Source organism: Enterobacter sp. PL_is514, from assembly GCF_055816715.1.
The window spans coordinates 59,318-83,001 of the sequence record NZ_JBVPGN010000027.1 but is presented as its reverse complement, the minus strand read 5'-3'; the positions used below and the strand labels follow the sequence as shown (position 1 = coordinate 83,001).

The following is a 23,684-nucleotide window of genomic DNA, read 5'->3' as shown; positions in this document are numbered from 1 at the left end:
GATAAGACAATGAGTAATGCGGGTGCATCCCTTGCAACCTGTTATGGTCCGGTCAGTACCCAGATGATGGCAAAGGCGGAAAACATTCGTCTGCTCATCCTGGATGTGGATGGGGTACTCTCCGATGGCCTGATTTACATGGGCAATAATGGTGAAGAGCTGAAAGCGTTTAACGTTCGCGACGGCTACGGTATCCGCTGTGCGCTCACCTCAGGTATTGAGGTGGCTATCATCACCGGGCGAAAAGCTAAACTGGTAGAAGACCGCTGTGAAACCTTAGGCATTACCCATCTGTATCAGGGGCAATCCGATAAGATGGCGGCGTTTAAAGATTTACTGGGTAAACTGGCTATCGCACCGGAAAACGTGGCCTACGTCGGGGACGATCTGATTGACTGGCCCGTGATGGCTGAAGTTGGGCTGAGCATCGCCGTTGCCGATGCGCATCCGCTGCTGATCCCGCGCGCTGACTATGTTACCCATATCAACGGGGGCCGCGGTGCCGTACGTGAAGTCTGCGATCTGCTCCTGCTGGCGCAGGGCAAGCTTGATGAGGCCAAAGGGCAATCGATATGAGTAAAACCAGACGTTGGATTATCATTTTGCTTTCGCTTGTCGCACTGGTATTGATTGGCGTGAACCTTGCCGATCGCGACGATACGCAAACGGAAGTGATCAACAATAACGATCCAACCTATAAAAGCGATCACAGCGACACCGTGGTCTACAGCCCTGAAGGCGCGCTGAACTATCGCCTGATTGCCCAGCATGTTGAATATTTTTCAGATGATGGTATTTCGTGGTTTACCCAACCTGTCATGACCACATTTGATAAGGACAAAGTGCCGACGTGGTCAATTAAGTCAGATCGGGCAAAACTGACAAATGACCGTATGCTTTATCTGTATGGCCACGTTGAAGTCAACGCCCTGACCGCTGACTCGCAGCTACGAAAAATTACGACGGATAATGCCCAGATCAACCTGGTAACCCAGGACGTGACGTCGCAGGATCTGGTCACACTGTATGGCACAACATTTAATTCCAGCGGTTTGAGAATGCGCGGGAACTTACGCAGCAAAAACGCCGAGCTGATTGAAAAGGTTAGAACCTCCTATGAAATTCAAAACAAACAAACTCAGCCTTAAAGTAATTATCGCCAGCGCGATGCTGGCGACCAGTCTCCCCGCGCTTGCTGTAACGGGCGATACCGACCAACCGATCCATATCGAGTCCGATACCCAGTCTCTCGATATGCAGGGCAACGTCGTCACCTTCACGGGTAACGTCGTCATGACTCAGGGCACCATCAAAATTAACGCGGACAAAGTGGTCGTGACCCGTCCGGGTGGCGAGCAAGGCAAAGAGATCATTGATGGTTACGGTAACCCGGCCACCTTCTACCAGATGCAGGACAACGGCAAGCCGGTGAAAGGTCACGCTACGCACATGCACTATGAGCTGGCGAAGGACCTGGTCATCCTGACCGGTAATGCGTACCTGGAACAGCTGGACAGCAACATTACCGGCGACCAGATTACCTATCTGGTGAAAGAGCAAAAAATGCAGGCCTCCAGCGAGAAAGGCAAACGCGTCACCACCGTACTGGTTCCGTCGCAGCTGCAGGACAAAGGCAAAGGCCAGGCCCCGGCACAGAAGAAGAGTAACTAATTCGTTATGGCAACATTAACTGCAAAAAATCTCGCGAAGGCCTATAAGGGCCGCCGTGTCGTAGAAGATGTCAGTCTGACCGTCAACTCCGGCGAAATTGTAGGGCTGCTTGGCCCTAACGGTGCGGGTAAAACCACCACTTTCTACATGGTCGTTGGCATTGTGCCGCGCGATGCCGGCAACATTGTCATTGACGATGAAGACATCAGTCTTCTGCCGCTGCACGCACGCGCACGTCGCGGGATCGGCTACCTGCCGCAGGAAGCCTCCATTTTCCGTCGTCTTAGCGTTTACGATAACCTGATGGCGGTCCTGCAAATTCGTAACGATCTGACCAGCGAACAGCGTCAGGATCGTGCCAACGAGCTGATGGAAGAGTTCCACATTGAGCATCTGCGCGACAGCCTCGGTCAGGCTCTCTCCGGGGGCGAACGCCGCCGCGTTGAGATTGCCCGTGCGCTGGCCGCAAACCCGAAGTTTATCCTTCTGGATGAACCGTTTGCGGGCGTTGACCCGATCTCGGTTATCGACATTAAACGTATCATTGAACACCTGCGTGACAGCGGGCTTGGCGTACTGATCACCGACCACAACGTCCGTGAAACGCTGGCCGTGTGTGAACGCGCGTATATTGTGAGCCAGGGCAATCTGATCGCCCACGGTACGCCACAGCAGATCCTCGAAGACGATCATGTTAAGCGCGTCTATCTTGGGGAAGACTTCAGACTCTGATAGGGTAGAGGTAACGTAACGCCGAACCGGAGAAAAATGCTCTGAACATGAAGCAAGGTTTGCAATTAAGGCTCAGCCAACAACTGGCGATGACGCCGCAGCTACAGCAGGCAATTCGCCTGTTGCAACTGTCCACGTTAGAACTTCAGCAGGAGCTCCAGCAGGCGCTGGACAGCAACCCCCTGCTGGAACAAACCGATCTTCATGACGAGGTAGATACCCAGCAATCGCAGGATACAGAAGCGCTCGACACCGCGGATGCACTCGAACAAAAAGAGATGCCGGACGAGCTTCCGCTGGATGCCAGCTGGGATGAAATCTACACCGCCGGAACCCCTTCCGGTACGCGTGCAGACTACCAGGATGATGAGCTACCGGTCTACCAGGGCGAAACCACCCAGTCACTGCAGGATTACCTGATGTGGCAGGTGGAACTCACACCCTTCTCCGATACCGACCGCGCGATTGCCACCTCAATTGTCGATGCCGTTGACGACACTGGCTATTTGACCGTCACGCTGGACGATATTCTGGAAAGCATGGGCGACGACGAGATAGAGCTTGAGGAAGTTGAAGCCGTTCTGAAGCGCATCCAGCGTTTCGATCCGGTAGGCGTGGCCGCAAAAGATCTGCGCGACTGCCTGCTGATCCAGCTTTCTCAGTTCAGCAAAGAGACGCCGTGGCTCGACGAGGCGCGCTTAATCATCAGCGATCATCTGGATCTGTTGGCTAACCACGATTTCCGCTCCCTGATGCGCGTCACGCGCCTGAAGGAAGAGGTGCTGAAAGAAGCGGTGAATCTGATCCAGTCGCTCGATCCGCGCCCGGGACAGTCGATCCAGACCAGCGAGCCCGAGTACGTCATCCCGGATGTGCTGGTCAGAAAACACAATGGCCGCTGGGTCGTTGAACTGAATTCAGACAGCATCCCTCGCCTGCAAATCAACCAGCAGTATGCCTCCATGTGCACCAGCGTGCGTAACGACTCCGACAATCAATATATTCGTAGCAATTTGCAGGAAGCGCGATGGCTGATCAAAAGTCTGGAGAGCCGAAATGATACGCTGCTACGCGTCAGCCGCTGTATTGTCGAACAGCAGCAGGCGTTCTTTGAGCAGGGCGAAGAGTATATGAAACCGATGGTACTGGCGGATATCGCCCAGGCCGTCGAAATGCATGAATCAACCATTTCCCGTGTCACCACGCAGAAGTATCTGCACAGTCCACGCGGTATTTTTGAGCTTAAGTATTTCTTCTCCAGCCATGTGAATACCGAGGGCGGCGGCGAAGCGTCGTCAACGGCCATTCGTGCCCTGGTGAAGAAGTTGATCGCCGCGGAGAATCCCGCGAAGCCACTAAGCGACAGTAAGTTAACCACCATGCTGTCCGATCAGGGTATTATGGTGGCACGTCGTACTGTTGCGAAGTATCGAGAGTCTTTATCCATTCCGCCGTCCAACCAGCGTAAACAGCTGGTCTGACACAACCGATAAGGAAGACACTATGCAGCTCAACATCACTGGACAAAACGTCGAAATTACTGAGGCTTTACGCGACTTTGTGAACGCGAAGTTTGCAAAACTCGAGCAGTATTTCGAAAGGATCAATCAGGTCTATATTGTGTTGAAAGTGGAGAAAGTGACTCATATCTCGGATGCCACCCTGCATGTTAACGGGGGTGAACTGCATGCCAGTGCGGAAGGGCAAGACATGTACGCTGCTATCGACGGCTTGATTGATAAGCTTGCACGACAGCTCAATAAACATAAAGATAAACTGAAACAACACTAATTGTCCGGGCAGTTAACGGGTGCAGGACGGCCTGTTGTGAAACACAACAGGCCATTTGTACAGTTAGCGCTTAGGTGAAATTATGATGAACAACGATTCCGCTCTTCAACTGAGCAATGTCCTTAACCAGGAATGTACCCGCAGTGCGGTTCACTGCCAGAGCAAAAAACGTGCGCTGGAAATCATCAGTGAACTGGCCGCAAAACAGCTGGGCCTGCCGCCGCAGGTGGTATTCGAAGCGATTCTGACCCGTGAAAAAATGGGCAGTACCGGTATCGGCAACGGCATCGCGATACCGCACGGCAAACTGGAAGAGGATACCCTGCGTGCCGTTGGTGTGTTTGTGCAGCTTGAAACACCCATCGCCTTCGATGCCATTGATAACCAGCCCGTCGATCTCCTCTTCGCGCTGCTGGTGCCTGCCGACCAGACGAAAACCCATCTGCATACGCTGTCGCTGGTCGCAAAACGTCTGGCCGATAAAACCATTTGCCGTCGGCTGCGCTCGGCCCAAAGTGATGAAGAGCTCTATCAGATTATCACTGAAGCAGAAGGCAATCAGGATGATGCATAACCAGGAGATGGCCTTCACATCTGTTGTCCTGAGGAGAAACGGAACATGGTGCTGATGATTGTCAGTGGCCGTTCAGGGTCGGGGAAATCCGTTGCTCTGCGCGCGCTGGAAGACATGGGTTTTTACTGCGTCGATAACCTGCCGGTCGTGTTATTGCCTGACCTGGCCCGTACGCTTGCGGAGAGGCAAACCTCTGCCGCCGTCAGCATCGACGTCCGTAACATGCCTGAATCGCCAGAGATCTTCGAGCAGGCCATGAGCAACCTGCCTGATGCGTTCTCGCCTCAGCTGCTTTTCCTTGATGCAGACCGCAATACGCTGATCCGTCGCTACAGCGATACCCGTCGTTTGCACCCGCTTTCCAGTAAGAACCTCTCTCTGGAGAGCGCTATCGATGAAGAGAGCGACCTGCTGGAGCCGCTGCGTTCTCGTGCCGACCTGATTGTCGACACCTCTGAGATGTCCGTTCACGAGTTGGCGGAAATGCTGCGTACCCGACTGTTGGGCAAGCGCGAGCGCGAACTGACGATGGTGTTCGAATCCTTCGGCTTTAAGCACGGTATTCCAATTGATGCGGATTACGTTTTCGACGTGCGCTTCCTGCCTAACCCACACTGGGATCCGAAGCTGCGTCCCATGACCGGTCTGGATAAACCCGTCGCGGCCTTCCTCGACCGGCACACAGAAGTTCACAATTTTATCTACCAGACGCGAAGCTACCTTGAGCTATGGTTACCTATGCTGGAAACAAACAATCGTAGCTACCTGACGGTGGCAATTGGCTGTACCGGCGGTAAACATCGTTCGGTTTATATCGCCGAACAGCTGGCCGACTATTTCCGCTCGCGCGGGAAGAACGTTCAGTCCCGTCATCGCACGCTGGAAAAACGTAAAACATGACCGTAAAACAAACCGTTGAGATCACCAATAAGCTGGGTATGCATGCACGCCCGGCAATGAAACTGTTTGAGCTGATGCAGGGTTTCGATGCTGAGGTTCTGCTGCGGAATGACGAAGGTACCGAAGCGGAAGCGAACAGCGTGATCGCCCTGCTAATGCTGGATTCCGCCAAAGGGCGCCAGATTGAAGTGGAAGCCACCGGGCCTCAGGAAGAAGAAGCGCTGGCGGCGGTGATTGCCCTGTTTAACGCCGGCTTTGACGAAGACTAACGTTCGCCCCTCGGCGGGTGGCGCTGCGCTTACCCGCCCTACATAAGATTATTACGCTGCATAAAACCCTCTCCACCCAGCTGATTCATCTGGCGTAGGATCCACGCCTGACGGCTTCGCACGTACCCTGATGGGGCACTGGCTTTAAAGCGGATGGGATTCGGTAAGACAGCGGCCAGAAGTGCTGCTTCTGACATGCTCAGACGGCTGGCTGGCTTATTGAAATAACGCTGCGCGGCAGCTTCCACGCCAAAAATACCGTCGCCAAATTCAGCGACGTTGAGATAGACGGTCAGAATGCGCTTTTTGCTCCAGACCGTTTCCATCCCCAGGGTCAACCCCGCTTCCAGCCCCTTTCGCACCCAGCTGCGGCCGTCCCACAGAAACAGATTTTTGGCCATCTGCTGCGACAAGGTTGAGGCACCGCGCACGCGGTTTTCATGGCGTTCGTTATGGGCCAGCGCCTTCTCAATGGCCGCCACGTCGAACCCCCAGTGCTCCGGGAATTTCTGGTCCTCCGCCGCGATGACCGCCAGCCCCATGAAAGGCGAGATCTCGTCCATGCTTACCCAGTCAGAGTGGGCAACATAGCTGAAATCGCCGCTGAGCCACGCGCCGAGCTGGCGCTCAACCATCACGGCAGAGAACGGGACTGGCATAATGCTGAACAGGGCGAGTCCACCCCCCCAAAACACCGCCAGCACCAGAACGATGCGCAACAGGGTACGTTTTACCAACGCGCCAGCACCGGATTGACGACTCATTCAGCCAACACCAGCACGCGGGCGACCAGCTTTTCGATCCCCATAGCCGCTTCTGCAATATTCTTCGCCAGCATATACGCAGGCGTGGTGACAATTTTGTTATCTTCATCAACCACAATGTCATCTACCGGGCACGGAACGTGTTCGCCCCCCATTTCCTCGACGATCTCTGCGGTATCGATATCCGTCCCGATAGTCAGGCGCAGCGGGAAATCAAAAATCTTAGGCAACATCGCGGGTGCGATACAGATAAAGCCCAGCGGCTTTCCTGCCGCATGCATGGCCTGTGACAGCGCTTTCAGATGAGGATCGATCTGACACTCCGCGCCCTGCGCAGCAAAGGTACTGAGATTTTTGGCCGCGCCAAACCCACCCGGCACAATGAGGGCATCAAGCTCTGTAGGGTCTGCCTGAATAAGAGGATGGATATCACCTCGCGCAATACGCGCGGCTTCAATCAGTACATTACGGGTTTCCACCATCGGCTCACCGGTCAGATGGTTAATCACATCCGCCTGATTTTTGTCTGGCGCAAAACAAATCACCTCTGCTCCCTGCTTAGCCAGGGCCAGCAGTGTGATTACGGCTTCATGTATTTCAGAACCATCGTAAACACCGCATCCGCTCAGCACGACACCAATCTTTTTCATCATGACAATCCTTTTCTGCAACTTGCTGAAGCACATTAATAATTTTGATTAAAACGCTATGCTTCACACATTTCACTGATTCATGTAACAAACCATTTAAGATTTGCTATCTTATCTGCGTGCGGCCTAAATTTTTCAGGCAGCGCCCTTTCGAAAATAACGTTTAAAAACAGGCGCAGCCACGATTTCCCTGGTGTTGGCGCAGTATTCGCGCACCCCGGTTAATCCGGGGTCATTTTTTTCTGGCGTCAACCCAGGCTTTAAGCACCGCCACATCGTTTTGCCACTCTTGCTTCATCTCTTCAACCCAATCACCCACGTTATCTTCCCATGCAGGTAAATCAGGTGACTGAATCTGTTGACCCAACTGCTGCAGGTGGCGTAGGCCAACCGAACCGGCGGCACCTTTAATTTTATGTCCTTCTTCCACGATGCCCTTCTGGTCACGCGCCGTCAGGTTTGATTCCAGCACGCTCAGATAGCCCGGCATCATTTTTTCGAACACCGCCAGACCATCGGTAATCAGTTTCGGGCCGACCAGATCGATGTACTGCTCCAGCATCGCGGTATCGAGTATCGTTTGGGCTTTTGCGTTATCAACAGACGTCATGGTGCTCTCCTCTTCATTACGGGTATCCCAGAACTTCTTAATCATGGCGGTCAGAGCAGGCACCGCCAGCGGCTTGCTGAGTACATCGTCCATACCGGCATCGAGATACTCTTTTTTATCTTTCAGCACGTTCGCCGTCAGGGCAACCAGCGGCGGCAGTTCGTCGGCCGCGTACTGACGCGTCAGCTCGCGCGAGATATCCAGCCCGGTCATATCCGGTAACTGAATATCCAGCAGAACAAGATCGTATTCGCCGGGTTTAAACATCTCCAGCGCGGCTTTGCCGGTCATCGCGACATCGACGCTGTTGCCCAGTTTTTCCAGCACGGAGCGCGCCACGATCACGTTCAGCTCAATGTCTTCCACCAGCAGGACGTGCAGCGCAGGCAGCGGCATATCGTCATTTTCAAAGGTATCTTCTACCTCTTCTGCCACCGCCGGCGCATGGACCGTCAGCGTGAAGGTTGACCCTTTACCCGGCTGGCTGGCAACGGTGATATCGCCCCCCATGCTCTTCGCCAGTCGTTTAGAGACCGCCAGGCCAATGCCCGTTCCTGTCGCCGGTTTCCCGCCGTTGCTGTCCTTCACCTGGTAGTACATGGCGAAGATTTTGTCCTGCTCCTCCTGCGGAATACCCATCCCGGAGTCCTCTACCTCGAAGTGCAGCATGTCGCCTTCGTCAAAGCGGATGCGCACCGCAACCTGCCCCTTCTGGGTAAATTTCACCGCGTTGCTGATCAGGTTCCACAGGATCTGGCGCAAACGCGTGCCGTCAGTCACCACTTTATGCGGCAGCGGCAGGGTTGGCTCCATGACAAAACTTAGCCCCTTCTGCTGCGCCTGCAGGCCGGACAGGTTTTCCAGATCGGCAAGGAAGCTGGTGAAATCAACAGGCTGATTATCAAGCTGAACTTTACGGCGCTCCATCTTATCCATATCAATAATATCGTTGAAGATATTACCCAGCGTGACCGCCGAAACATGGATAGTCTTGAGGTATTTTTCCTGCTCTGCGGTCAGGTCGGTATCCAGCAGAATACGGCTCAGCCCGACAATGCCGTTAAGCGGCGTACGCAGCTCGTGGCTGATAGTAGAGATAAAGGTGGTCTTGTCGCGGCTGGCGCGCTCCAGGGCATCCTGATAGCGCTTACGCTCGGTGATATCGCGGCCAAAGCCCATCAGGCCATGGCGTTTCCCCACGCGGTCATAGTAGGGCACCTTACGGATCTCAAAGCAGGCTTTGCGTCCGTCCGGGTAATCCAGCCACTGTTCATAGGTCAGCGAGACGTTATGACGGAAGACTTTTTCATCCGTCTCCATGACCTTGGCCGCCGCCTCTTCAGAGTAAACGTCCTGCGGTTTCAGGTTAATCAGCTGCTTCTCGCTTTTCCCGGTGAGCAACTCCATCGCCCGGTTACAGCCGGAAAACTCTTTATCTTCATTACGGTAAAACACCAGATCCGGCGACGCATCCAGGAACGACCGCAGGAAGGAGGATTGCTGCTCAAGCTGGATCTGCGTGACCTCGCGCTCTTTCATTTCGATTTTCAGCTGCTCCAGCGTGGCCTGGCGCTCGGCCTCCGCCTTCTCACGATCTGAAATCTCCTGGTTCAGCTGCGCAATGTTGTCTTTAAGCTGGACGTTGAGCTTCAGGTCCCGCTCGCGCATCTCTTCCAGTTTATCGACCAGCTTAGACAAACGCTGACGGGACTCTTCCAGCTGTTCAACCACCACGGAAAGGAAGTAGACCGCCCAGGGGGTAATAAGCAAGCCAAAGAAGATGGAGCGGATGACGTCGATACTCTCGACCTGGCCATGCAGAACCATGGTGACGGCCATTTGCACGACAATGGCCAGAACGACCAGCGCCAGCGCAAGCAGCATAGAGAAACGCACCAGCCCAAGCTTCATCATCAGGTCGACGTAATACTGGGCAAGCATTCGAATTTGCTTCATAGAGGATCCCTTCACGACTTTATCGCTCAATAATACTCAAATTCAGGGCGAGGCGTTGAAGGTTGTGAGAAAAAGTGCGGGGTGAAACAGGAGATTAGCCTCGCTCCCGGTGAACCGGAAGCGAGGAGAGGTCAATCAGGAGCGTTTCAACAACAGCCAGAGGCTGATCAGGAGGAAACTGGCGCTTGGCAGCAGCGCACCAATTATCGGCGGAATGCCATAAACCAGCGTCAGCGGACCGAAGATCTGGTCGAGCACGTAGAACACAAAGCCGAAACTGATACCGGTCACGACGCGCACGCCCATCGGCACGCTGCGTAACGGGCCGAAGATAAACGACAGCGCCATCAGCATCATCACCGCCACGGACATCGGCTGGAAGATTTTGCTCCACATGTTGAGCTGATAACGTCCCGCATCCTGCCCGCTCGACTTCAGGTATTTCACATAGTTGTGTAAACCGCTGATGGAGAGCGCGTCTGGATCCAGCGCCACGACCCCGAGCTTATCGGGCGTCAGGTTGGTCTTCCACGTCCCGGTTACCGTCTGAGAACCCGTAATCTGTTTCGGATCGGTCAGGTTAGATTCATCAACCTGGGACAACCGCCACTGCTTATGTTCGGCGTCAAATTTCGCCGAAGAGGCGTGGCGAACGGACTCCAGACGGCGCTGGTCATCGAAAGCGTAGATGCTCACCCCACCCAGTTCGTCATTCCCCTTTACCCGCTCGATGTAGACGAAGTTTTTACCGTCTTTCGCCCATAAACCTTGTTGAGTCGAGAGCAGTGAGCCACCGTACATTGCCTGCGCACGGTAGTTACGCGCCATCTGTTCGCCCTGCGGCGCGACCCACTCGCCGATCGCCATGGTCAACAGCACCAGTGGGATCGCGGTTTTCATTACCGACAGCGCGACCTGCATGCGGGTAAAGCCTGAGGCCTGCATAACGACCAGCTCACTACGCTGCGCCAGCATTCCCAGCCCCAGCAGCGCGCCCAGCAGGGCCGCCATCGGGAAGAAGATCTGCACATCTTTCGGCACGCTGAGCAGGGTATACATCCCCGCGCCCATCGCGTCATAGCTCCCCTGCCCGGCTTTTTTCAGCTGATCGACAAATTTGATAATGCCGGAGAGCGACACCAGCATGAACAAGGTCATCATGATGGTGGTAAAAATGGTTTTACCGATATAGCGATCAAGAACGCCAAACGCCTGCATTAGATGGCTCCTTTACGCGAGAATCGGGCACGTATGCGGCGCACAGGCACCGTATCCCACAGGTTTAACCCTAGCGCCAGTAAGATGTACAGGCTGTTGACGAACCATGTCCAGACCATAGGGTCCAGCTTACCCTTCGCGCCGTTAGAACGAATCGAGGTTTGCAGCAGGAAATAGATCAGGTAAAGCAGCATCGCCGGCAGCATAGAGAGCACGCGTCCCTGGCGAGGGTTCACCACGCTCAGCGGAACGACAATCAGCGCCATCATAAACACGGTGAAGACGAGCGTAATACGCCAGTGGAACTCAGCGCGCGCTCTGTCGGTATCGGTATTCCAGAGGGTCCGCATGTCCATTTGCTCGGTATCCGTTGGATCGAGCGCCACCGCCTGATGGCCGATAATGGCCTGATAGTTCTGGAAATCCGTGATACGGAAGTCGCGCAGCATCGCGGTGCCTTCGAAACGGGTGCCTTTATTCAGCGTCACGATCTGAGAACCATCTTTGCGCTGAGCAAGCTGACCGGAATCTGCAACCACCACGGAAGGACGCGCGTTACCTTTGGGACGTAACTGCGCCAAGAAGACGTCGTTGAATTTACTGCCGTCAACGCTCTCAATAAACAGCACGGAGTTGCCGTCGGTCGCCTGCTGGAACTGCCCCTGGGCTAACGCCGCCATGCCGGGGTTGGCTTTCGCTTCGGCCAGCACTTCGTCCTGATGACGGGAAGACATGGGGCCCGCCCACATCACATTCACCGCGGCAACAATACCCGTGAACAGCGCCAGTATCATGGCCGCTTTCACCAGTACCGCTTTGCTCAGGCCACAGGCATGCATCACCGTGATTTCACTCTCGGTGTAGAGTTTCCCAAGCGTCATGAGCAGGCCAAGGAAAAGACTTAGCGGCAGGATGAGCTGCGCCATTTCCGGGATCCCTAAACCAAGCAGGGAAAGCACCAGATTTGTTGGAATTTCGCCGTCAACGGCCGCACCGAGGATCTTAACCAGCTTCTGACAGAAAAAAATCAGCAGCAGGATGAAGAGGATCGCCAGTTGGCTTTTGAGCGTCTCCCGCACCAGATATCTTATGATTATCACTTTAAATACGCCCGTAAAAACCCGTCTCTTTGCAGGAATTTCGCTTGTTTCATGGCTTAAACGTCATTTATTCTCTTGAGTCGTCGAAATCATCGCTAAGATTAAAACATCCAGCGGATTCACGCTTCAGGACTTTTTCTGACGTGTCGAAACCGTAGTAACGTAAGATTAACACGAAGTCACCACAACAGCGGACATGAGTTACGAAAGGTTTCAATTCTATCCGTAGCAGCCGCCGTTGTCTTTAAGATTCAGGAGCGTAGTGCATGGAGTTCAGTGTAAAAAGCGGTAGCCCGGAGAAACAGCGGAGTGCCTGCATCGTTGTGGGCGTCTTTGAACCACGCCGACTCTCCCCGATCGCCGAGCAACTCGATAAAATCAGTGACGGCTATATTAGCGCCCTGCTGCGCCGTGGCGAACTGGAAGGCAAACCTGGGCAGACGCTGTTACTGCACCATGTTCCGAACGTACTGTCAGAGCGTATTCTGCTGATTGGCTGCGGCAAAGAACGCGAGCTGGATGAACGTCAGTATAAGCAGGTGATTCAGAAAACAATCAATACGCTGAATGATACCGGCTCAATGGAAGCCGTCTGCTTCCTGACTGAATTGCACGTCAAAGGGCGTAACACCTACTGGAAAGTGCGTCAGGCGGTCGAAACGGCAAAAGAGAGCCTCTACAGCTTCGATCAGTTGAAGACCAATAAAAGCGAGCCGCGTCGTCCGCTGCGTAAAATGGTCTTTAACGTGCCAACCCGTCGCGAACTGACCAGCGGCGAACGCGCGATCCAGCACGGTCTGGCGATCGCAGCCGGCATTAAAGCGGCCAAAGATCTCGGCAACATGCCGCCTAACATCTGTAACGCGGCGTACCTGGCCTCTCAGGCGCGTCAGCTGGCCGACGCCTACAGCAAAAACGTCATTACCCGCGTCATCGGCGAACAGCAGATGAAAGAGCTCGGGATGCACTCTTACCTGGCGGTCGGTAACGGCTCGCAGAATGAATCCCTGATGTCCGTCATCGAGTACAAGGGCAACCCGGCCGAAGACGCGCGCCCTGTCGTGCTGGTCGGTAAAGGCCTGACCTTCGATTCCGGCGGTATCTCCATCAAGCCTGCCGAAGGCATGGACGAGATGAAATACGATATGTGCGGCGCGGCGGCGGTTTACGGCGTGATGCGCATGGTCGCTGAACTTCAGTTGCCGATTAACGTTATCGGCGTACTGGCGGGCTGCGAAAACATGCCTGGCGGGCGTGCTTATCGTCCGGGTGACGTGCTGACCACCATGTCCGGCCAGACCGTTGAAGTGCTGAATACGGATGCCGAAGGCCGTCTGGTGCTGTGTGACGTGCTGACCTATGTGGAACGCTTCGAGCCTGAAGCGGTGATTGACGTCGCCACCCTCACCGGTGCCTGCGTGATTGCGCTGGGTCACCACATCACCGGCCTGATGTCGAACCACAATCCGCTGGCGCACGAGCTTATCGGCGCCTCGGAACAGGCCGGTGACCGCGCATGGCGTCTGCCGTTGGGTGACGAATATCAGGAGCAGCTGGAGTCTAACTTCGCGGATATGGCAAACATCGGTGGACGTCCTGGCGGGGCGATCACCGCGGGCTGCTTCCTGGCACGCTTCACCCGCAAGTACAACTGGGCGCACCTGGATATCGCGGGCACCGCATGGCGCTCCGGCAAAGCCAAAGGCGCAACCGGTCGTCCAGTGGCGCTGCTGTCGCAGTTCCTGCTCAATCGCGCGGGTTTTAACGGCGACGAATGATGTAAAACGCCGGGTGGCGGCTTCGCCTTACCCGGCCTACAGCGTCACTCAACCGTAGGCCGGGTAAGCGTAGCGCCACCCGGCTTTGCCTTTAAATCCACGACAAGAAGCCCCATATATGAAGAATGCAACGTTCTACCTTCTGGACAACGACACCCATCAGGATGGCCTCAGCGCCGTCGAACAGCTGGTGTGTGAAATTGCCGCAGAACGTTGGCGCGCAGGTAAACGCGTTCTGATTGCCTGTGAAGATGAACAGCAGGCTATTCGCCTTGATGAGGCGCTGTGGGCGCGTCCGCCGGAGAGTTTTGTCCCGCATAACCTGTCGGGCGAAGGCCCGCGCGGTGGAGCACCCGTTGAAATTGCCTGGCCGCAAAAGCGCAACAGCAGCGCGCGCGATATTCTGATTAGCCTGCGGATAGATTTTGCAGATTTTGCCACCGCTTTCACAGAAGTGGTAGACTTTGTCCCTTACGAAGAATCTTTGAAACAACTGGCGCGCGAACGCTATAAAGCGTACCGCCTGGCTGGTTTTAACCTGAATACGGCAACCTGGAAATAATGGAAAAGACATATAACCCACGCGATATCGAACAGCCGCTTTACGAGCACTGGGAACAGCAGGGCTATTTCAAGCCTAACGGCGACGAAAGCAAAGAGTCCTTCTGCATCATGATCCCGCCGCCGAACGTCACCGGCAGTTTGCATATGGGTCATGCTTTCCAGCAGACCATCATGGACACCATGATCCGCTACCAGCGCATGCAGGGTAAAAACACCTTGTGGCAGGCGGGGACTGACCACGCGGGTATCGCGACCCAGATGGTGGTTGAGCGTAAAATTGCCGCTGAAGAAGGAAAAACCCGCCACGACTACGGTCGCGACGCGTTCATCGACAAAATCTGGCAGTGGAAAGCGGAATCCGGCGGCACCATTACCCGTCAGATGCGCCGCCTTGGCAACTCCGTGGACTGGGAGCGCGAGCGCTTCACCATGGATGAGGGCCTGTCCAACGCCGTGAAAGAAGTCTTCGTGCGCCTGTATAAAGAAGACCTGATTTACCGCGGCAAGCGCCTGGTAAACTGGGATCCAAAACTGCGCACCGCCATCTCTGACCTGGAAGTGGAAAACCGCGAGTCTAAAGGCTCCATGTGGCACATTCGCTATCCGCTGGCCGATGGCGCAAAAACCGCCGACGGTAAAGATTACCTGGTGGTCGCAACCACCCGTCCGGAAACCCTGCTGGGCGATACCGGCGTGGCCGTTAACCCGGAAGATCCACGTTATAAAGATCTGATCGGCAAATTCGTGGTGCTGCCGCTGGTAAACCGCCGTATTCCGATTGTGGGCGACGAACACGCCGACATGGAAAAAGGCACCGGCTGCGTAAAAATCACCCCTGCGCACGACTTCAACGACTATGAAGTCGGTCGTCGTCACGCCCTGCCAATGATCAACATCCTGACCTTCGACGGCGATATCCGCGAAAGCGCAGAAGTGTATGACACCAAAGGCGAAGAGTCTGACGTTTACTCCAGCGACATCCCGGCGGAGTTCCAGAAGCTGGAACGCTTTGCCGCGCGTAAAGCCATCGTGGCTGCCGTCGACGCTCTCGGCCTGCTGGAAGAAATTAAACCTCACGATCTGACCGTGCCGTACGGCGACCGTGGCGGCGTGGTTATCGAGCCAATGCTGACCGACCAGTGGTATGTGCGTGCCGACGTGCTGGCGAAACCGGCTGTTGAAGCGGTTGAAAACGGCAGCATTCAGTTCGTGCCGAAGCAGTACGAAAACATGTACTTCTCCTGGATGCGTGACATTCAGGACTGGTGTATCTCCCGTCAGCTGTGGTGGGGTCACCGTATTCCGGCGTGGTACGACAACGACGGCAACGTCTACGTTGGCCGCACCGAAGACGAAGTGCGTCAGGAAAACAACCTGAGCGCGGACGTTGCGCTGCGTCAGGACGAAGACGTGCTGGATACCTGGTTCTCCTCCGCACTGTGGACCTTCTCCACCCTCGGCTGGCCAGAAAACACCGACGCGCTGCGTCAGTTCCACCCGACCAGCGTGATGGTGTCCGGCTTCGACATTATCTTCTTCTGGATTGCCCGCATGATCATGATGACCATGCACTTCATCAAAGACGAAGACGGCAAGCCGCAGGTTCCGTTCCATACCGTCTACATGACCGGTCTGATCCGCGACGACGAAGGCCAGAAGATGTCCAAGTCCAAGGGTAACGTTATCGACCCGCTGGACATGGTTGACGGTATCTCTCTGGAAGAGCTGCTGGAAAAACGTACCGGCAACATGATGCAGCCGCAGCTGGCGGAGAAAATCCGCAAGCGCACCGAGAAACAGTTCCCGAACGGCATCGAGTCTCACGGTACCGACGCCCTGCGCTTCACCCTGGCGGCACTGGCCTCGACCGGTCGTGACATCAACTGGGACATGAAGCGTCTGGAAGGTTACCGTAACTTCTGTAACAAGTTGTGGAACGCCAGCCGCTTCGTGCTGATGAACACCGAAGATCAGGATTGCGGCTTCAACGGCGGCGAAATGACCCTGTCTCTGGCGGACCGCTGGATCCTGGCGGAATTCAACCAGACGGTGAAAGCGTTCCGCGAGGCGCTGGACAGCTACCGCTTCGATATCGCGGCGGGCATCCTGTATGAATTCACCTGGAACCAGTTCTGCGACTGGTATCTGGAGCTGGCGAAGCCGGTGATGAACGGCGGTACTGAGGCGGAGCTGCGCGGCACGCGCAACACGCTGATTACCGTTCTGGAAGGTCTGCTGCGCCTGGCGCATCCGGTCATTCCATTTATCACCGAAACCATCTGGCAGCGCGTGAAGGTGATTGCAGGCATCAACGCTGACACCATCATGCTGCAGCCGTTCCCGGAATTCGATGCGGCTAAGGTTGATGAAGCGGCGTCGGCGGATACCGAGTGGCTGAAACAGGCGATCGTGGCGGTGCGTAACATTCGTGCTGAAATGAACATCGCCCCTGGCAAACCGCTGGAACTGCTGCTGCGCGGCTGCAGCGAAGCGGCTGTTCGCCGTGTCACCGAGAACAACACCTTCCTCAAGACCATGGCGCGTCTGGAAAGCATCACCGTGCTGCCTGCGGATGACAAAGGTCCGGTTTCCGTGACCAAAATCATCGACGGCGCCGAGCTGCTGATCCCAATGGCAGGTCTGATCGACAAAGACGCTGAGCTGGCTCGTCTGGCGAAAGAAGTGGCGAAAGTCGACGTGGAAATTGGCAAAATCGAAGGCAAGCTGGCGAACGAAGGCTTTGTCGCCCGCGCGCCGGAAGCGGTCATCGCGAAAGAGCGTGAGCGTCTGGTTGCCTTCGCCGATGCGAAGACCAAGCTGATTGAGCAGCAGGCGGTTATCGCCGCGCTGTAATGCTTTTACCCCTTACGCTTCAGGGCGTAAGGGGTAACCTTCCTGAAAACTCCTCGCTTGCACTCCCCCTTCTGCGGTGCTATTAACAGCAGTTATGTGTCAATTTTTGTAATGAGTAATGCTATGAGCGTGATTACCCCCGTCGCGACGACGATGCGTCGGATCACTGAGCAGGATAATCCGGCTATCGCCGCCGTTATCCGCACCGTTTCTGCCGAATATGGCCTGACGGCTGACAAAGGCTACACGGTTGCGGACCCGAACCTGGACGCGCTTTTCCAGCTCTACAGCCAGCCAGGGCATGCCTACTGGGTAATCGAGCAGAATGGCCAGGTGGTGGGCGGTGGCGGCGTGGCGCCCCTCAGTTGCAGCGAGCCGGACATCTGCGAACTGCAGAAAATGTATTTCCTGCCAGCGGCGCGCGGACAAGGACTGGCAAAAAAGCTGGCGCTGATGGCGCTGGACCACGCGCGCAAGCAGGGCTTTACCCGCTGCTACCTGGAAACGACCGCCTTCCTCAAAGAGGCCATCGGCCTGTATGAACATCTGGGCTTTGAGCATATCGATGCGCCGCTGGGCTGTACCGGCCATGTTGATTGCGAAGTCAGGATGCTGAAAAGTCTGTAAATATCTTTGCTGCCCCCTTCTGTTAAGCGGCGCTGAACTGAATACTCTACACTCTCAGTTCACACCACAACGGGGGAAACACGATGTCGAAGATAAAAAGCTACGCCGCACCGCAGGCGGGTGCAGAACTTGAGCTGTACGAGTACGACGCGGGCGAACTAAAAGCAGAAGACGTCGAAGTACAGGTTGATTACTGCGGGATCTGCCACTCGGATCTCTCGATGATCGACAACGAATGGGGCTTTTCAAGCTATCCACTGATTGCCGGGCACGAGGTCATTGGCCGCGTTGTCGCGCTCGGTAGCGCCGCGCAGGACAAAGGGCTGAAAGTGGGCCAGCGCGTGGGCATTGGCTGGACGGCACGCAGCTGTGGTCACTGCGATGCCTGTATCAGCGGTAATCAGATCAACTGCCTCGAAGGCGCCGTTCCCACCATTCTGAACAAAGGCGGTTTCGCCGACAAGCTGCGCGCCGACTGGCAATGGGTCATCCCGCTGCCGGACAGCATTGATATCGAATCCGCTGGTCCGCTGCTGTGCGGCGGTATCACCGTCTTCAAACCCCTGCTGATGCACCATATCACCGCCACCAGCCGCGTGGGCGTCATCGGTATTGGTGGCCTTGGGCATATTGCCATCAAACTGCTGCACGCGATGGGCTGCGAAGTCACGGCGTTCAGCTCGAACCCGGCGAAAGAGAAAGAAGTGCTGGCGATGGGTGCGGATAAAGTCGTGAACAGCCGCGATCCTGAAGCACTGAACGCGCTGGCGGGCCAGTTTGACCTGATCATCAACACCGTTAACGTCGATCTCAACTGGCAGCCGTACTTTGAAGCGCTGGCCTATGGCGGTAACTTCCATACCGTAGGTGCCGTGATGAAGCCGCTGCCGGTTCCGGCGTTTACCCTGATCGGCGGCGATCGCAGCGTGTCAGGCTCTGCGACCGGCACGCCGTTCGAGTTGCGCAAACTGATGAAGTTTGCCGGACGCACCAAAGTGGCGCCGACTACGGAACTGTACCCGATGTCGAAAATCAACGAAGCCATCCAGCACGTGCGCGACGGCAAAGCCCGCTACCGCGTGGTGTTGAAAGCGGATTTCTGATGTGAGTTTGCCGGGTGGCGGCTTCGCCTTACCCGGCCTACTTTCACTGCTACGCCAATACGTTAAATACTTCCGCTACCGCGACCGCTCCCGGATCCATCACCCCATCCAGGTTCTCTTTATTGACATACGACGAGCGTCCCGCGCCGGCTTTTGCCATTTTCGACGTTGCTTCTGCGCCCTGCTGCGCGGCCTGCGCTGCCGCCTGAATATTGCCTTTCTGTAACGCCTCCAGCGCCGGTTGCAGCGCATCGATCAGCGTGCGATCGCCGAGATCTGCCCCGCCGTACTGCTTCATCTGCGCCAGTCCGCTCAACAGCGCATCCGGCAGGGCGTGTCCGTCATGCAGCTTTTGCCCGGCCGCCGTAAAGAAGATCGACATCAATACGCCGCTTGATCCGCCCATCACCGTTGCCAGCCGCTCGCCAACCAGCAGCAGCAGCTTAGGCACGTCATTAAGCGGGAGCGTGTTCTGCTCCAGGCGCTGCGCAATATCCCGCGCGCCTTGCGCAAAGGTAGAGCCGGTATCACCGTCGCCCACTTTGGCATCCAGCGCGTTCAGGCGGTTTTCCAGCTGGATCAGCGTTGTCGACACGGAGGAGACAAACGCACGCACCTGCGGATTGTCAGAGGGGGTATACTCCACACGGTCATGAATGGCGCTATGCGCCACGGTGCGCAGCGGCGCAAACGCCACGGGCTTCTGCCAGCCCAGCGTTTCAACCTCGGCGTGAATCGCCTTTTCGAAGAAATCGTTAAGCTTCAGCAGCGTAAGCGAAAAGCCCTTCATGTCCAGCGCGCTCACCAGCGGCGCGGGGCCTATCAGATACGCGATCTCCTCTTTCAGCGCCGAATGCGCCAGCTCTTTGGTCAGCAGCGCCATCTCCAGCGCCGATACGCCGCCAAGATTGTTAATCAATACCGCAAAGCGCCCCTCTCCCGCCTGCGCGCGTAGCGGCGTCACCAGCGTGTCGATAATCGCTTTGCTGTTCTGCGTATCTACGACGGAAGCGCCGGGCTCGCCGTGAATGCCCAGACCCAGCTCGACGTGGCCTTGCTTAATGCGCCCCTCTTCATCGTCACTGCCCGGCAGGTTGCAGGTTTGCATCGCCACGCCCAGGCTCCAGAGGTTATCGCAGGCCTGTTGCGCAATATCCCGCACCTCGCTCAGCGATTTCCCCTGCTCCGCCGCATAGCCCGCAATCTTGTGCACCAGTGCCGTACCGGCAATACCGCGCGGCTGCTTGTTGTCCGGCAGCGCGATATCGTCTGCCACAATCACCATCTCCACCTTCAGGCCATAGCGCTTGGCCTTTTCGGCCGCCAGACCAAAGTTCAGGCGGTCGCCGGTGTAGTTTTTGACGATCAGCAGACAGCCGCGATCGCCCGTGACCGCCACAATGGCATTCAGCACCGCATCCACGCTCGGCGAGGCAAACAGATCGCCGCACACTGCCGCCGTCAGCATCCCTTTGCCGACAAACCCGGCGTGTGCGGGTTCGTGGCCTGAGCCGCCGCCGGAGATCACCGCCACGCGGCTTTTGTCCCAGTCGCCGCGTGCGACGATCCTGATGGCCGGATCGATATCAAGCTTGACGAGATTGGCATGTGGCGCAGAAAGCAGTATGCCTTCAATGGCATCGTTGACCAGCTGTTTGCGATCGTTAAAGAAGAATCTGGACATAGTTTCCCACTATTTTGTGAACCGTATGCAAAAGCATAGTCCGCGCTGGATAATGCGCCGCAAAGTCAGGAATTTACTCAACCAAATTGCTATCAGGTTGCCTATACTCCACCCAGGACTAAGAGAGGAAGCGCATCATGAGTACACCATTGTTAATTGCCCGGACGCTGGAAAAAGAGCTGTATTTACTGCCCGCGATGGCGAACCGCCACGGTTTGATCACCGGCGCGACCGGGACGGGGAAAACCGTCACCCTGCAAAAGCTGGCGGAGTCGCTTTCGGAGATTGGCGTGCCGGTCTTTATGGCTGACGTGAAAGGCGATTTAACCGGTGTCGCTCAGGAAGGGACGGCCTCTGAAAAACTGCTCGAACGGCTGAAGAATATAGGCATCACGGACTGGACGCCGCATAACAATCCGGTAGTGGTGTGGGATATCTTTGGTGAGAAAGGCCATCCGGTGCGCGCCACCGTCTCCGATCTCGGCCCGCTGCTGCTGGCCCGTCTGCTTAACCTCAATGACGTGCAGTCCGGCGTGCTGAATATTATCTTCCGCATTGCCGACGATCAGGGGCTGTTGCTGCTTGATTTTAAAGATCTGCGCGCCATTACCCAATACATCGGCGATAACGCTAAATCCTTCCAGAACCAGTACGGCAACATCAGCAGCGCCTCGGTGGGCGCCATTCAGCGTGGGCTACTGACCCTGGAGCAACAGGGTGCCGAACACTTCTTTGGCGAGCCAATGCTGGATATCAAAGACTGGATGCGCACCGACAGCAGCGGCAAAGGCATCATCAACATTCTGAGTTCGGAAAAACTCTACCAGATGCCAAAGCTCTACGCCGCCAGCCTACTGTGGATGCTCTCCGAACTGTATGAACAGCTACCGGAAGCGGGCGATCTGGAAAAACCGAAGCTGGTGTTCTTCTTTGACGAGGCGCATCTGCTGTTTAACGACGCGCCGCAGGTATTGCTGGATAAAATTGAACAGGTCATTCGCCTGATCCGCTCCAAAGGCGTCGGCGTCTGGTTTGTCTCGCAAAACCCGTCGGATATCCCGGATAACGTGCTCGGTCAGCTCGGTAACCGCGTGCAGCACGCCCTGCGCGCCTTTACGCCGAAAGATCAGAAAGCGGTGAAAGCCGCCGCGCAAACCATGCGCGCCAATCCTGCCTTTGATACTGAAGCGGCGATTCAGGCGTTAGGCACTGGTGAAGCGCTGATCTCTTTCCTGGATGCGAAGGGCAGCCCGTCCGTGGTGGAACGCGCCATGGTGATTGCCCCCTGCTCGCGCATGGGGCCGGTTACCGACGATGAACGTAACGGCCTGATTAACCACTCTCCGGTTTACGGGAAGTACGAAGACGAGGTGGATCGCGAGTCCGCTTTTGAGATGCTGCAAAAAGGGGTACAGGCGACCACCGAATCGCAGGATGCGCCCGCCGCTAAAGGACAGTCTGTCGCCGTGGATGACGGTATTCTCGGGGGGCTCAAAGACATCCTGTTCGGCAGCACCGGGCCGCGTGGCGGCAAGCGCGACGGCGTGGTACAGACCATGGCGAAAAGCGCGGCGCGACAGGTCACCAATCAGATCGTGCGCGGCATGCTGGGGAGTCTGTTAGGCGGCCGTCGCCGGTAGACGGGGAATCCACGGGCGGCCCAGCGCCGAACCCTGTACACCGTTCTCCTGCAGATAGCGGTCGATTTCCACCATCCCCGTCCAGCGGTTCTCACACCATAGCGGTGCCAGAAGCGTTGGACGGCGGGCGCTGGCCGAAATACGGTGGTAGACAATTTCCGGCGGCGTGTGGCGAATCATCTCCCCCGCCGTCACTGAATAGTCCTCAAGCGCAATACCGCTTAACCGCCCCGCTTCCCAGGCTTTCGCCATAATGCTTCCCTTCACGATATGCAGCGGGTGCAGCTTAATGCCGTCCACGCCGGTCTCAACTACCCTCTCCAGCGTTTCAAGGCCATGCTGTTGACCTTCGCCGGGCAGACCGACAATCAGATGCGAACAGACCTTCAGCCCGCGCTCACGGGCCAGGCGCGTGGTGCGCTGGTAGCAGGCGAAATCATGGCCACGGTTAATACGGTGCAGGGTTTTGTCGTGCGCGGTTTGCAGGCCCAGCTCCAGCCAGATCTCGTAGCCTTGTTCTTTATACTCGCTGAGCAGGTCCAGCACCGCGTCCGGCACGCAGTCCGGGCGCGTGCCCACGCACAGCCCAACGATGTTAGCCTGGCTGACGGCCTGCTGATACATAGAGCGCAGCACCTGCACCTCCGCCCACGTGCTGGTGTAGGCCTGGAAATAGGCCAGATACTGCTTCGCGCGATTCACCAGGCTGGCCTGATGGGCAAGCTGTTCCGCGATAGATTTATGCTGCTGGGCTTCGTCAGCAAAGGACGCAACGTTACAGAAGGTGCAGCCGCCGCGCCCGATGGTGCCATCACGATTCGGGCAGCTAAACCCGCCGTGCAGCGTCAGCTTGTGAACCTTTTGCCCGTACCGCTGCAAAAGATCCCCACCAAACATATTGACTAATTTCTGTAACTGCATAATCTGATAGACCGTCCCGGAGAAAGGGGACAAGCCTGCCACTTTTAGCCTCTGTCGGCGATGACCTGGATCAATCGCCCTGGACGGCCTTTATCTATATGAATAAATACTCAGGATTACTGCAATTTCATTCACGCCATTCGTGATTACTTTTCCTTATGTTCTGATTGTTTTTTTCATTTATAGCGCCGCCACTGAAAAACAGTGACTTTATGCGGGTTTGAAGACAATGCCAGATTATTATTCTGCTATAAAACTGCTATTCAGCACGCTACATTG

At 56.0% G+C, this 23,684-nt stretch carries 22 protein-coding genes; 15 read left to right on the top strand and 7 right to left on the bottom strand.

The features are described from left to right. The first annotated feature begins 9 nt into the window (after positions 1–9). The 9 genes from kdsC (at position 10) to npr (ending at position 5,937) form a co-directional block, all read left to right on the top strand. Positions 10–576, top strand: coding sequence for a 3-deoxy-manno-octulosonate-8-phosphatase KdsC (gene kdsC, locus AC0TNG_RS04440; protein ID WP_023309356.1), 567 nt, complete (start codon positions 10–12; stop codon positions 574–576). Next, positions 573–1,148, top strand: a complete 576-nt coding sequence (gene lptC / locus AC0TNG_RS04435) for an LPS export ABC transporter periplasmic protein LptC (RefSeq protein WP_024906353.1) — start codon at positions 573–575, stop codon at positions 1,146–1,148. The genes kdsC and lptC overlap by 4 nt, the downstream gene beginning before the upstream one ends. Continuing rightward, the gene (gene lptA / locus AC0TNG_RS04430; protein WP_024906352.1) at positions 1,117–1,671 is read left to right on the top strand and encodes a lipopolysaccharide ABC transporter substrate-binding protein LptA; all 555 of its coding nucleotides are present in this window, start codon (positions 1,117–1,119) and stop codon (positions 1,669–1,671) included. Before lptC ends, lptA begins: the two co-directional genes overlap by 32 nt. Before the next feature lie 6 nt (positions 1,672–1,677). Then, a complete protein-coding gene (lptB, locus tag AC0TNG_RS04425; protein ID WP_025756692.1) occupies positions 1,678–2,403 on the top strand; it encodes an LPS export ABC transporter ATP-binding protein in 726 nt (241 codons plus the stop codon). A gap of 47 nt (positions 2,404–2,450) precedes the next feature. Next, positions 2,451–3,884: an RNA polymerase factor sigma-54 gene (gene rpoN, locus AC0TNG_RS04420; protein WP_032650397.1), complete on the top strand. Its 1,434-nt coding sequence runs from the start codon at positions 2,451–2,453 to the stop codon at positions 3,882–3,884. A gap of 22 nt (positions 3,885–3,906) precedes the next feature. Beyond that, the gene (gene hpf / locus AC0TNG_RS04415) at positions 3,907–4,194 is read left to right on the top strand and encodes a ribosome hibernation promoting factor (protein ID WP_008501444.1); all 288 of its coding nucleotides are present in this window, start codon (positions 3,907–3,909) and stop codon (positions 4,192–4,194) included. A gap of 82 nt (positions 4,195–4,276) precedes the next feature. Beyond that, entirely contained in the window at positions 4,277–4,768 is a 492-nt protein-coding gene (gene ptsN, locus AC0TNG_RS04410; RefSeq protein ID WP_008501443.1) for a PTS IIA-like nitrogen regulatory protein PtsN, read from the top strand. A 45-nt stretch (positions 4,769–4,813) separates the two neighbouring features. Then, positions 4,814–5,668, top strand: a complete 855-nt coding sequence (gene rapZ / locus AC0TNG_RS04405) for an RNase adapter RapZ (protein WP_014885397.1) — start codon at positions 4,814–4,816, stop codon at positions 5,666–5,668. After that, positions 5,665–5,937 (top strand): PTS phosphocarrier protein NPr, encoded by a 273-nt coding sequence (npr, locus tag AC0TNG_RS04400; RefSeq protein WP_003861872.1) that lies wholly within the window; start codon positions 5,665–5,667, stop codon positions 5,935–5,937. Before rapZ ends, npr begins: the two co-directional genes overlap by 4 nt. Before the next feature lie 38 nt (positions 5,938–5,975). On the opposite strand, the gene mtgA is transcribed toward npr, so the two are convergent. From mtgA to lptF, 5 genes are all read right to left on the bottom strand, one after another. After that, on the bottom strand, positions 5,976–6,701 hold the full coding sequence (gene mtgA / locus AC0TNG_RS04395; protein ID WP_473712476.1) for a monofunctional biosynthetic peptidoglycan transglycosylase: 726 nt from the start codon (positions 6,699–6,701) through the stop codon (positions 5,976–5,978). Next, a complete protein-coding gene (gene elbB, locus AC0TNG_RS04390) occupies positions 6,698–7,351 on the bottom strand; it encodes an isoprenoid biosynthesis glyoxalase ElbB (RefSeq protein ID WP_061716459.1) in 654 nt (217 codons plus the stop codon). The genes mtgA and elbB overlap by 4 nt, the downstream gene beginning before the upstream one ends. A 232-nt stretch (positions 7,352–7,583) precedes the next feature. Then, positions 7,584–9,917 (bottom strand): aerobic respiration two-component sensor histidine kinase ArcB, encoded by a 2,334-nt coding sequence (arcB, locus tag AC0TNG_RS04385; protein ID WP_473712477.1) that lies wholly within the window; start codon positions 9,915–9,917, stop codon positions 7,584–7,586. Between the two features lie 135 nt (positions 9,918–10,052). Then, positions 10,053–11,135, bottom strand: coding sequence for an LPS export ABC transporter permease LptG (gene lptG / locus AC0TNG_RS04380; protein WP_024906346.1), 1,083 nt, complete (start codon positions 11,133–11,135; stop codon positions 10,053–10,055). Continuing rightward, positions 11,135–12,235 (bottom strand): LPS export ABC transporter permease LptF, encoded by a 1,101-nt coding sequence (gene lptF, locus AC0TNG_RS04375; protein WP_024906345.1) that lies wholly within the window; start codon positions 12,233–12,235, stop codon positions 11,135–11,137. Before lptF ends, lptG begins: the two co-directional genes overlap by 1 nt. Positions 12,236–12,501: 266 nt before the next feature. Here lptF and pepA point away from each other — a divergent pair, with 266 nt between their 5' ends. From pepA to ahr, 5 genes are all read left to right on the top strand, one after another. Continuing rightward, on the top strand, positions 12,502–14,013 hold the full coding sequence (pepA, locus tag AC0TNG_RS04370; RefSeq protein ID WP_024906344.1) for a leucyl aminopeptidase: 1,512 nt from the start codon (positions 12,502–12,504) through the stop codon (positions 14,011–14,013). A 118-nt stretch (positions 14,014–14,131) separates the two neighbouring features. Then, positions 14,132–14,575, top strand: coding sequence for a DNA polymerase III subunit chi (holC, locus tag AC0TNG_RS04365; RefSeq protein WP_008502815.1), 444 nt, complete (start codon positions 14,132–14,134; stop codon positions 14,573–14,575). After that, positions 14,575–17,430, top strand: a complete 2,856-nt coding sequence (locus tag AC0TNG_RS04360) for a valine--tRNA ligase (protein WP_032650401.1) — start codon at positions 14,575–14,577, stop codon at positions 17,428–17,430. Before holC ends, AC0TNG_RS04360 begins: the two co-directional genes overlap by 1 nt. Positions 17,431–17,553: 123 nt before the next feature. After that, complete coding sequence (locus AC0TNG_RS04355) at positions 17,554–18,057, top strand: GNAT family N-acetyltransferase (RefSeq protein ID WP_024906342.1); 504 nt, start codon at positions 17,554–17,556, stop codon at positions 18,055–18,057. Positions 18,058–18,140: 83 nt separating this feature from the next. After that, positions 18,141–19,160, top strand: a complete 1,020-nt coding sequence (ahr, locus tag AC0TNG_RS04350) for an NADPH-dependent aldehyde reductase Ahr (RefSeq protein ID WP_032650403.1) — start codon at positions 18,141–18,143, stop codon at positions 19,158–19,160. A 49-nt stretch (positions 19,161–19,209) separates the two neighbouring features. Here the strand turns inward: ahr and AC0TNG_RS04345 are convergent, their stop codons facing one another. After that, positions 19,210–20,844 (bottom strand): dihydroxyacetone kinase subunit DhaK, encoded by a 1,635-nt coding sequence (locus tag AC0TNG_RS04345; protein WP_473712478.1) that lies wholly within the window; start codon positions 20,842–20,844, stop codon positions 19,210–19,212. A gap of 137 nt (positions 20,845–20,981) precedes the next feature. Here AC0TNG_RS04345 and AC0TNG_RS04340 point away from each other — a divergent pair, with 137 nt between their 5' ends. Then, positions 20,982–22,484: a helicase HerA-like C-terminal domain-containing protein gene (locus tag AC0TNG_RS04340; protein WP_023309371.1), complete on the top strand. Its 1,503-nt coding sequence runs from the start codon at positions 20,982–20,984 to the stop codon at positions 22,482–22,484. On the opposite strand, the gene mnmL is transcribed toward AC0TNG_RS04340, so the two are convergent. After that, complete coding sequence (mnmL, locus tag AC0TNG_RS04335; RefSeq protein WP_473712482.1) at positions 22,464–23,405, bottom strand: tRNA modification radical SAM protein MnmL/YtqA; 942 nt, start codon at positions 23,403–23,405, stop codon at positions 22,464–22,466. The genes AC0TNG_RS04340 and mnmL overlap by 21 nt on opposite strands. Positions 23,406–23,684 lie beyond the last annotated feature (279 nt).